The organism is Duganella sp. Dugasp78, from assembly GCF_059491455.1.
Genome location: NZ_CP168506.1, coordinates 1,865,069 through 1,874,573 on the forward strand (window position 1 = coordinate 1,865,069; position 9,505 = coordinate 1,874,573).

The 9,505-nt window shown below is 66.1% G+C and carries 8 protein-coding genes; 6 read left to right on the plus strand and 2 right to left on the minus strand.

The genetic code is table 11. The features are described 5' to 3' along the window. Positions 1-102 precede the first annotated feature (102 nt). Genes gshA through ACEN9O_RS08325 form a run of 3 tightly spaced genes read left to right on the plus strand, consistent with a single transcriptional unit; the run spans position 103 to position 3,503 of the window. Complete coding sequence (gshA, locus tag ACEN9O_RS08315; protein WP_495617103.1) at positions 103-1,701, plus strand: glutamate--cysteine ligase; 1,599 nt, start codon at positions 103-105, stop codon at positions 1,699-1,701. A 13-nt stretch (positions 1,702-1,714) separates the two neighbouring features. Next, positions 1,715-2,758: a histone deacetylase family protein gene (locus tag ACEN9O_RS08320; RefSeq protein WP_495617104.1), complete on the plus strand. Its 1,044-nt coding sequence runs from the start codon at positions 1,715-1,717 to the stop codon at positions 2,756-2,758. A gap of 7 nt (positions 2,759-2,765) precedes the next feature. Next, on the plus strand, positions 2,766-3,503 hold the full coding sequence (locus ACEN9O_RS08325) for a GGDEF domain-containing protein (RefSeq protein ID WP_495617105.1): 738 nt from the start codon (positions 2,766-2,768) through the stop codon (positions 3,501-3,503). 14 nt (positions 3,504-3,517) lie between these two features. Here ACEN9O_RS08325 and tolB read toward each other — a convergent pair whose 3' ends face one another. Next, positions 3,518-4,789 carry a Tol-Pal system beta propeller repeat protein TolB gene (gene tolB, locus ACEN9O_RS08330; protein WP_495617106.1) on the minus strand — a complete coding sequence of 424 codons (1,272 nt, stop codon included), beginning with the start codon at positions 4,787-4,789 and terminating at the stop codon, positions 3,518-3,520. Positions 4,790-4,984: 195 nt separating this feature from the next. Between tolB and ACEN9O_RS08335 the strand changes: the two genes are divergently transcribed. Genes ACEN9O_RS08335 through ACEN9O_RS08345 form a run of 3 tightly spaced genes read left to right on the plus strand, consistent with a single transcriptional unit; the run spans position 4,985 to position 7,748 of the window. Then, positions 4,985-5,677 carry a 50S ribosomal protein L11 methyltransferase gene (locus tag ACEN9O_RS08335; protein ID WP_495617107.1) on the plus strand — a complete coding sequence of 231 codons (693 nt, stop codon included), beginning with the start codon at positions 4,985-4,987 and terminating at the stop codon, positions 5,675-5,677. Continuing rightward, a complete protein-coding gene (locus ACEN9O_RS08340; protein ID WP_495617108.1) occupies positions 5,674-6,924 on the plus strand; it encodes a hypothetical protein in 1,251 nt (416 codons plus the stop codon). The genes ACEN9O_RS08335 and ACEN9O_RS08340 overlap by 4 nt, the downstream gene beginning before the upstream one ends. Then, positions 6,915-7,748 carry an arginase family protein gene (locus ACEN9O_RS08345; protein WP_495617109.1) on the plus strand — a complete coding sequence of 278 codons (834 nt, stop codon included), beginning with the start codon at positions 6,915-6,917 and terminating at the stop codon, positions 7,746-7,748. Before ACEN9O_RS08340 ends, ACEN9O_RS08345 begins: the two co-directional genes overlap by 10 nt. Positions 7,749-7,933: 185 nt before the next feature. Here the strand turns inward: ACEN9O_RS08345 and ACEN9O_RS08350 are convergent, their stop codons facing one another. Further along, a complete protein-coding gene (locus tag ACEN9O_RS08350) occupies positions 7,934-9,469 on the minus strand; it encodes a carboxylesterase/lipase family protein (RefSeq protein ID WP_495617110.1) in 1,536 nt (511 codons plus the stop codon). Positions 9,470-9,505 lie beyond the last annotated feature (36 nt).

Below are 9,505 nucleotides of genomic sequence, written 5' to 3' on the forward strand. Positions count from 1 at the left end.
GTCGGGACTTTGGGCCGGCGCCGACGCGATTGCCCGTTTTCGGTTAATCTCGCACCTCACGCTTTGATGCAACACTTGCTGCACTACGAAAGGAAGATCCAATTGTCCAATCTATTGACTCGCCGCCTGGCCTTGCTGGCCCAGCCAGAGTACCGTCCGGTGCTGGGTGGCTTGCGTGGCATCGAACGGGAAACCTTGCGGGTGGACGCGCGCGGCCATCTGGCTGCGACGCCGCATCCGGCGGCCCTGGGCTCGGCCCTGACGCACCCGCAAATCACCACGGATTACGCCGAGACGCTGCTGGAGTTCATCACCCCGGCCGAGGCCGACATCGCCACCACCATCGCCAAGCTCGACGGCATCCACCGCTACGCCTACAGCAAGCTGGGCGACGAGCTGCTGTGGAGCCAGTCCATGCCCTGCCAGCTGCCGGGCGAGGACGAGATCGAGATCGCCTGGTACGGCACCTCCAACATGGGCACGCTCAAGCATGTGTACCGGCGCGGCCTGGCGCTGCGCTACGGCAAGGCCATGCAGTGCATCGCCGGCATCCACTACAACTACTCGCTGGACGAACGCCTGTGGCGCGTGCTGGCCGAGCATGAAGGCAACCAAAAGCGCCTGTCGCCGAAGTCCTTCCAGTCCGAAGCCTACCTGGCAACGATCCGCAACTTCCGCCGCTACAGCTGGCTGCTGATGTATCTGTTCGGCGCCTCGCCGGTGCTGTCGACCGGCTTCCTGCGCGGCCGTCCGCACAAGCTGGAGACGCTGTCCGACGACACGCTCTACCTGCCCTACGCCACCAGCCTGCGCATGAGCGACCTAGGCTACCAGAACGATGCGCAATCGGGACTGAGCCCGCACGAAAACTGCCTGGACAGCTACGTCGCCGCCCTGACCAAGGCCGTCAACCAGCCGTACGAACCGTATGCCGCGCTGGGCACCAAGCGTGACGGCGAATGGATACAGCTGAGCACCAACGTGCTGCAGATCGAGAACGAGTACTACTCCACCATCCGCCCCAAGCGCGTGATCCAGACCGGCGAACGGCCGATCCAGGCATTGTGCGCGCGCGGCGTGCAGTACATCGAAGTGCGCTGCATGGACGTCGACCCGTTCGAACCGGTCGGCATCAACGTGCAGACCGGCCGCTTCCTCGACGCCTTCCTGCTGTTCTGCGCGCTCGAGGAAAGCCCGGCCATCTCGCCGGAAGAAGGCCTGCGCCACACCGAGAACTTCGCCCGCACCGTCAAGGAAGGCCGCCGTCCGGGCCTGATGCTCAACAGCGACAACGGCGAAATCAGCCTGCAAGCCTGGGGCCAGCAGCTGCTGGAGCGCATCGGTCCGGTGGCGGCCCTGCTCGACGCCCAGCGCGGCGACACCGTGCACGCCGACGCCATGGCGCAGCAGGCGGCCAAGCTGCGCGACGCCGACCTGACGCCGTCGGCCAAGGTGCTGGCGGCCCTGCGCGCCAACGGCAAATCGTTCGCCGCCTTCGGCCTGGAGCAGAGCAAGCGGCACGCCGCCTACTTCCGCAGCCATCCGCCGAGCGCCGAGGAAGCCGCCTACTTCGACGGCTTGGCCGCCGTCTCGCTGGCCGAGCAGGCGGAGATGGAAGCGGCGCCGCAATCGAGCTTCGACGATTACGTCGCCGCCTACCGCGCCAGCAACCTGTGCCACTCCAGCACGGATTGCGACTAAACCAGGAGCCTCCTTGCTCACCTTCTACAACGAACTGCACGCGCAGCATCGCGGCCGCTACGAGATCTTCCGCGGCGAGATGGTGCCGTGCTTTGAAAAGCCGGAGCGCGCCGATTCGGTGCTGGCGGAGCTGGGCCGGCGCGGCCTGGGCAAGATCGTCACGCCACAAGGCGTGCCGCTGATGTCGCTGGAGCGCGTCCACACGCCGCGCTACCTGCAGTTCCTGCGCGGCGCCTGGAACGAATGGCTGGCGCTCGATCCGGCCAACGCCGGCAAGGACGCCTTCCCCGCCGTCTGGCCGATACGCTCGCTGCGCGACGACATCGAGCCGGACAACTTCTGCGCCAAGCTGGGGCTGTACTCGATGGACAGCGGCACGCCGCTGACGGCCGGCACCTGGACCGCCGCCAAGACCGGCGCCGACTGCGCGGTCAACGCCGCGCACGCGCTGCGGCTGGGCGAGCGCGGCGCCTTCGTGTTGAGCCGCCCGCCGGGCCACCACGCGGGCGCGGACTTTTTCGGCGGCTACTGCTTCCTCAACAACGCCGCGCTGGCGGCGCAGCACATGCTGGATGACGGCGCGCGCAAGGTCGCCATCCTCGACATCGACTACCACCACGGCAACGGCACGCAGAGCATCTTCTACCACCGCGACGACGTGCTGTTCATCTCCATCCACGCCGACCCGCGCAGCGACTATCCGTTCTACCTGGGCCACGCCGACGAGCGCGGCGAAGGCGCGGGACTGGGCTACAACATGAACCTGCCGCTGGCGGCGGGCAGCTCGGCGCAGGCGTGGTTCGCGGCGCTGGAGACGGCCTGCATCCGCCTGGGCAGCTTTGCGCCGGACGCGCTGGTGGTGTCGCTGGGCGTCGACACCTTCGCCGGCGATCCGCTGTCGCGCTTCACGCTGCAAAGCGCCGACTACCTGAAGATCGGCGAGCGCCTGGCCTACCTGAACGTACCCACCGCCTTCATCTTCGAAGGCGGCTACGCGGTCAAGGAACTGGGCACCAACGTCGTCAACGTCCTCGAAGGTTACGAGACGGCGCTCTGACCAAACAATGGAAAAACCTCTGCCCTGGGCCGACGACACGCCGCGACTGAGCATGTGGTGCGCCGTGCTGTTTTGCTGTTTCAGCGCCCTGCTGGCGGCGGTGTACCTGCTGCCGCCGCTGGCCAGCCTGCTGTGCGTGGTGCCGCTGGCCTCCTACCTGATGCTGGGCCGTCACATGGGCATGGTGTACAGCATCGGCTGGTCGGTGCTGGGCATGGCCGTGCTGCTGCTGCGGCCGGGCAGCTCCAACGAGGCGCTGCTGGGCACCGCCGCCGCCGTGCTGGGTGTGGGCCTGCTGTCGCACTGGTTCGAAGCGCGGCGCGCCGCGCTGGCGGCAGTCATGCGCCGCACCGCCTCGCTCGATCCGCTGACCGGCCTGCACAACCACCTGTATCTGGAGGCTATCTTCAGCCAGCTCACGCACAGCCAGCGCGGCAAGCCGCAATCGGTGACGATGATGCTGGTGGCGCTGGCGCCCGGCGCCGACGACGCCCGGCTGATCCAGGCCGCCCGCCTGATCGAGGAAGTATGCCGCGGCAGCGACTGGGCCTTCCGCTTCGGCGACGACCGGTTCTGCGTGCTGGTGCCGTGGGTGTCGCAGGTGCAGGGGCAGCAGATCGCCGACCGTCTGCTGGCGCGCATCAACGCCGAACAGCAGGCCCCCGCCAGGCTGGGCCTGGCCCGCTGGCCGGAAGACGCGCAAACGCTGGCGGCGCTGCACAAAATCTCCGAACGCAATCTGTAGAACACATCGCGCGCTCAGCGCGGGAATGGTCCCCACGTCGGCTGCCGGATATCGCCGTCCTGCGCGGTGAGGCGCTGCTTCACGCGGCCATCCACCGACACCACCATCAGCGACTTGCGCCCCGCCGCTTCGGTGGCATAGATGATGTACTTGCCGTTCGGCGAAAAGCTGGGCGACAGGTCGTCGGTACTGTCGGACAGGCGCTGCTCCTGGCCGGTGGCCAGGTCCAGCACATACAGCTGGTAGTTGTCGTCGCGGCGCGAGATATAGGCCAGCGTCATGCCGTCGGGCGAGATGCGCGGGCTGATGTTGTAGCCGCCGCTAAAGGTGATGCGCTTAACGTCGCTGCCATCCGCATTCATGCGGTAGATTTGCGGAGCGCCGCTGCGGTCGCTGGTGAAGTAGATGCTGCCGCCGTCGGCCGAGAACTGCGCCTCGGTGTCGATGGCGGCGCCGGTGCCGTCGGACAGGCGGCGCAAACCGCTGCCGTCGGCGTTGACGGTGTAGATCTGCGTGTGCCCGTCCGGCGACAACGAGACCGCCAGCCTGGCGCCGTCCGGCGACCACGCCGGCGACGAGTTGCTGCCTTTTTCGTTGGCGATCACGGTGCGGGCCTGGGTGAGCAGGTTCTGCACATACACCACCGGCTTGCCCTGCTCGAACGACACGTAGGCGACCTTGCTGCCGTCCGGCGACCAGGCCGGCGACATGATGGGGGCATTCGACCGCCGCGCCGCCTGCTCGCCCTCGCCGTCGATATCGGCCACGGCCAGCTGGTAGCGGCTGCCCTCCTGCTTGACGTAGGCCACGCGGGTCGAGAACGCGCCGGGCACGCCGGTGAGTTTGAAGAACACATCGTCGGCGATCCTGTGCGCGGCGAAGCGCGCGGCCTGGCCGGACACCGACTGTTCCTGGCGCGACAGCTGGCTGGCCTTGACGGTGTCGAACAATTTGTAGCGCACATCGTAGCGGCCGTCGGCCAGCGCCGAGACGGTGCCCACCACCAGCGCATCGGCGCCCTTGGCTTTCCAGCCGGCGTAGTCGATGTTGTTGACGTCGGCGACGGCGCCGGCATCGATCAGCTTGAACATGCCGCTGCGTTCCAGGTCGGCCTTGATGATGGCGGAGATCTGCTGCGGCGCCAGGATCTCGTCGGCAAAGCCGGCCACGGCAACCGGAATCTGATTGCTGCCGACGCCGCTGATTTCAATCCGCATTTGCGCCTGCGCGGCGTGGAGGACGACGGCCGTGCCGGCAAAGATTAAGTAGTGACTGAGTTTTTTCATAGAAGGGAAAAATAAATATTCCGAGCGAATATAGTCGAAAACACCGCCGGGGGCTACTTTACGCAACAACACGCAAATGTTTTTCCAACAATAAATTATCGGTGTAATATCCAACACTGCATTCCTGAAGACGCGAGCGATAAACGGCATGCTGGCGTCACGATTTGTTTTTCCTTCATCTGAAAGGTGATAGAAATGGACAATTCCCTTGGCAAGCAGGCGCACATCGATCGCTGGCAGAAGGACCGCCAGAAGGCTTTCAAAATAGTACCCGAGGGCGGCAAGACGTTCCGCTACCTGGGCAAGGAATTCCACGTTTTCCCCAACACCTTCTGGCCCTACACGGATAGCCAGCCGCTCGTCAACAGCCTGCGCGTCAAGCCGGGGGACAGCGTGCTCGATGTCGGCACCGGCTCCGGCGTTATCGCGGTCCACGCCTGCTACGGCGGCGCTTCCCGCGTGCTGGCCGTCGACATCAACCCCGCCGCGCTCAAGAGTGCCCAGCACAACGCCACCGAACACGGCTTCGGCGACACGATGGAGGTACGCTACTCCTGCCTGTTCGATGGCATCGGCAACGAGCAGTTCGACGTCATCACCGCCAACCTCCCCTTCCGCAACAAGGAAGCCCCCGACGTCGTCGCGCGTTCGCAATGGGACACCGACTTCCGCACCAACACCCAGTTCTTCCAGCAGGTCGGCAAATACCTGAAGCCGGACGGACGCATCTACTTTGCCCACTCCAATTTCGGCGCGGTGAAGGAAGTGCGCAAGCTGGCCAGGGAAAACGGCTTCAGCATGCGCATGGTGGCCCGCGCACGCGCCGACGAAACCAAAGAGTTCTACGCCTTCCTCATCAAGCGATTGCCTCAAGCCGCCCGCGTATGAGCGCGGTGTTCGACACCATCGCCGGCTTGCGCGCGGTCGCGCAGGCGCCGTGGCGCCCGCTGGTACGGCGTGTGGCGGTAATACTGTGCAATTCGCGCGCGGGGTCCAGCCTGGTCAAGCACGTGCTGGCCGAACATCCGGACATCGCCTCGCTGGACGGGGAAATGGAACCGTACCTGGCGCTCACGGGTAACCGCTTCGGCATCCACGCCGACAGCGACGCCGTCGGCGCCCTGGCGCAGCCGGACCTGTTGGCCGACAACGTCTTCGCCGAGCTCACCCTGCCCAGCCCGGTCCTGCCGCCGCTGGAGCAGTTGAAGGAGCGCTGGCGGCGGCGCCTGATTCTGCAGTTTCCGCTGCACTTCATCGAGCCGGCGCAACAGCGCAAGCTCGGCGACGCGCTGGACCTCGCACTGCGATCGTTCAGTCAGCAGGACGACAGCGCGCTGCAACGCGCGATCCTGGCCTCGGTGTTTCGCGAGCAGCCATGGCGCATGAATTTTTACGACGGGCAGCCGCCGTCGTCGCTGCGCGATTTCGGGCTGGGCCCCAGCGGCCACTACGACGAGCAGCTGAAGATCGAAGAGCCGCCCTTCGTGCTGCCGCGCAGCTATCGCCGCCAGTTCACCGTCGACGACGCCGGCAGCAAGGTCCTGCTGTTCAAGTCACCGAGCGACGCCTACCGGATCGGCATGCATGAACAGCTGTTCCCGCAGGCGGACATCCGCTACATCCACCTCAGCCGCGGCTACGCGCAATCGGTCAATGGCCTGATGGATGGCTGGCTCTCGCCGATGGGCTTCTTCGCGCACGACATGGCGCGGGCCGGCACGACGCTGCGTATCGGCGGCTACTCCGACGCCACGCCGTTCGGCCGGCGCTGGTGGAAGTTCGACCTGCCGCCCAACTGGCGCGAGTTCATCCAGTCCGACCTGGGCGACGTCTGCCTGAACCAATGGCTGGCATCGAATGAAGCCATCGTCGCCAGCGGCGTGCCCGCGCTGCGCGTGGCGTTCGAGGCCTTCATCGACCATCCGGCCGCGCAGCTGCAGCGCATCGGCGACTGGCTGGGCCTGTCCCGGCTGCTGCCGCCCGAGCAGCTGCCCGTCACCATGGCCACCGACGCCCCCGGCGCGCTGCGCTGGCGCAAGCGCGAGCAGGCCTTGCTGGATATGGGCCAACGCCGGCCGGTGCGGGCGATGATGGAGCGGCTGGGCTACTCGATGGATCCCGACACATGGATATAAACAATCACCTGGTGGTGCCCTTCCTGATCGGCCAACGCCGCGACGGCCTGCGCCGCGTCGCCGAACTCGACCGGCATGCGTGGGATGTGGTGGACGTGCCCGATTTCACGGAGGCCACGCTGAGCGATCGCAACGAGAAGCTGCGCAGGATGGGCTGGATTTACGCCAACCTCGCCGATCGCGTGCACCGGATCGTCGAGTCCGGCAAGGTCCCCGTCAGCATCGCCGGCGACTGCATGTCCGCGCTTGGCATGCTGGGCGGCCTGCAACGCGGCGGACGCGAGCCGGACCGCATCTTGTGGCTCGACGCCCACGGCGATTTCCATACCTGGGAAACCACGCAGACCAAATACCTCGGCGGCATGCCGCTGGCGATATTGGTGGGGCGCGGCGACCGCCGCAAGCAAAGCCGCGACGCCATCGGCGCGATGCGGGCGGCCATCGGCGTGCGGCCCTACCCGGAACGGCAGGTGGTCCTCTCCGACGCGCGCGACCTCGACCCGGGTGAGCTGGAATCGGTGCGCAGCTCCGGCATCACCTGCTGCACCATCGCCCAGATCGGCCAATACCTGACGCCGGGCGAGCGCCTCTACCTGCATTTCGACAGCGACGTGATGGATGCGGAAACGGAAATGCCGGCGCTGAAATACCACGTCAAATCGGGGCCGGGCTACGCCGACATGGTGGCGCTGTTCCGCTCGCTGCGCGGACACGACATCGTCGCGGTATCGGTGTCGGCCTGGCACGAGGAAAAGGACCTCGACAACGCGGCAGCGCGGGCCTGCCTGGCGCTGCTGGGCGAATTGGAGATCGCCGGCGGTTGAAGTACTTTTCAGTGGGCCCCGCTTTCAGAGGAGCGCCGGTGCGCATCCAGATCGACACCTGGGGCGTGCCGCACCGGTCAGCCGCGTGAGCGACTATGAACGCTGTACAGCCGCGCGGCAATCGACAAGGCGACCCGGGAGGTCATCGAGCTGGCGCCGGCGGCAAGGTAGACTGGCGGGTTCCGTCAATCCGCAATCTGCGGAAACACGGAAAGATCCGGCAGCGGGAAGCGCTTCAGTTCCTCCGCGTTACCGAAGCGCTGCACGGTGGCCTTCGATCCATCGTAGGCCGGCCACGCTGGGAAATCCTTTTGGTTCGGATTGCCCGTGCTGGCGAAATTCACCCAGGTATTCGCCAGTTGTGCGGACAGCTGCCGGTCCGCGCTGGTCCAGGGCCGCTTGTCCAACCCCAGGTTGTCGAACACGTACGGAAGTTCAGAGCCATGGCCGGCGCCGCAGCTGTAGCTGCAAGGCGTCAGCGGTTCTGCCGGCTGGTGCGCGAAGAAATACAGATACGTCTTGGACTTGCCATATTTCGCCTGCAATCCAGCCCAGTGCGCCATGCGCCAGCCCCACCAGTCGGTCATCAGCTGATCGATGGCGGCCCGGTTAGGCTTGGCATCCACGATGCCGGGATAGTTGGCCAGCAGGGCTTCGGACGGCGCGCGGCCCAGCATCATGCCGACCAGTCCACGCACATGGTCCGCCGACAGGTCGCCGATGTGGGAGATTTCCTGGGTCAGGTCCCTGCCCTCCTCGGCGTTCCACCCCATCAGCAAGGGCACGTCGTTTTGACGGTGATTGCGATAGATGGTGCCCAAATCCTCGCGCAGCACGTGGCCCTCGACCGCGGTGCGTGCCTTCCACGCCGGCTTGTGCAAAGCCTCGACGCTGAGCGCGCGCAGCTCGGCCAGATGCGGCGCGCCGACGGACGTGGCAAATGCCAGCCCGGTGGCTTCGGCGTCCGCCTTGTACTGGAAGCGGACTTTTTCCTCGGCGCTGATCGGCATGGAGTCGTTGCCGCTCTCGGCGATGGCGCGCTGGAACAGCCCCTTCGCCAGCGGCGAGGCGATCAGAATCGCCACCGATTCGCTGCCGGACGATTCACCCATGATGGCCACCCGTGACGGATCGCCGCCAAACGCCGCGATATTGTCCTTCACCCACCGCAGGGCCGCCATCTGGTCCAGCAGCGCCTGGTTGCCGGAGGCATGGTCCGGCGATTCCGCCGACAGCTCCGGATGCGCGTAGAAGCCGAAGATGCCGAGCCGGTAGTTCATCGACACGACGATGGCGCCGCGTTTCGCCAGATTGCCGGCGCTGTACTTGCCCGTGCCGCCGTAATAGCCGCCGCCATGGATCCACACGATCACGGGAAGCTTGACGGCGTGCTCGGGTGCCCAGACGTTCAGATACAAACAGTCTTCGCTTTTGGTGTCGGGCATCCACACGGCCGTCTGCGCGCAGGCCGCCGAGAAGTCGCGCGCCTCCCTGACGCCTTCCCACGGCAGCACCGCTTGCGGCGCGCGCCAGCGCAGGTCGCCAACCGGCGGCGCGGCAAACGGTATGCCCAGATAGGTTTTCAGGCCGTCGGCGTGCAGGCCGGCGACTGCACCGCCGGTCACTTTTACGGGGCTGGTGAGCTCGGCGGCGTAGCCGCCGCTGGTCGCGAGCGCCGTCAGACAAAACGCGATCAGGCCGATCGCACGAAAAGACGTCATTGTTGGTTCTCCAATTGCTTAAATTACGGGTTATGC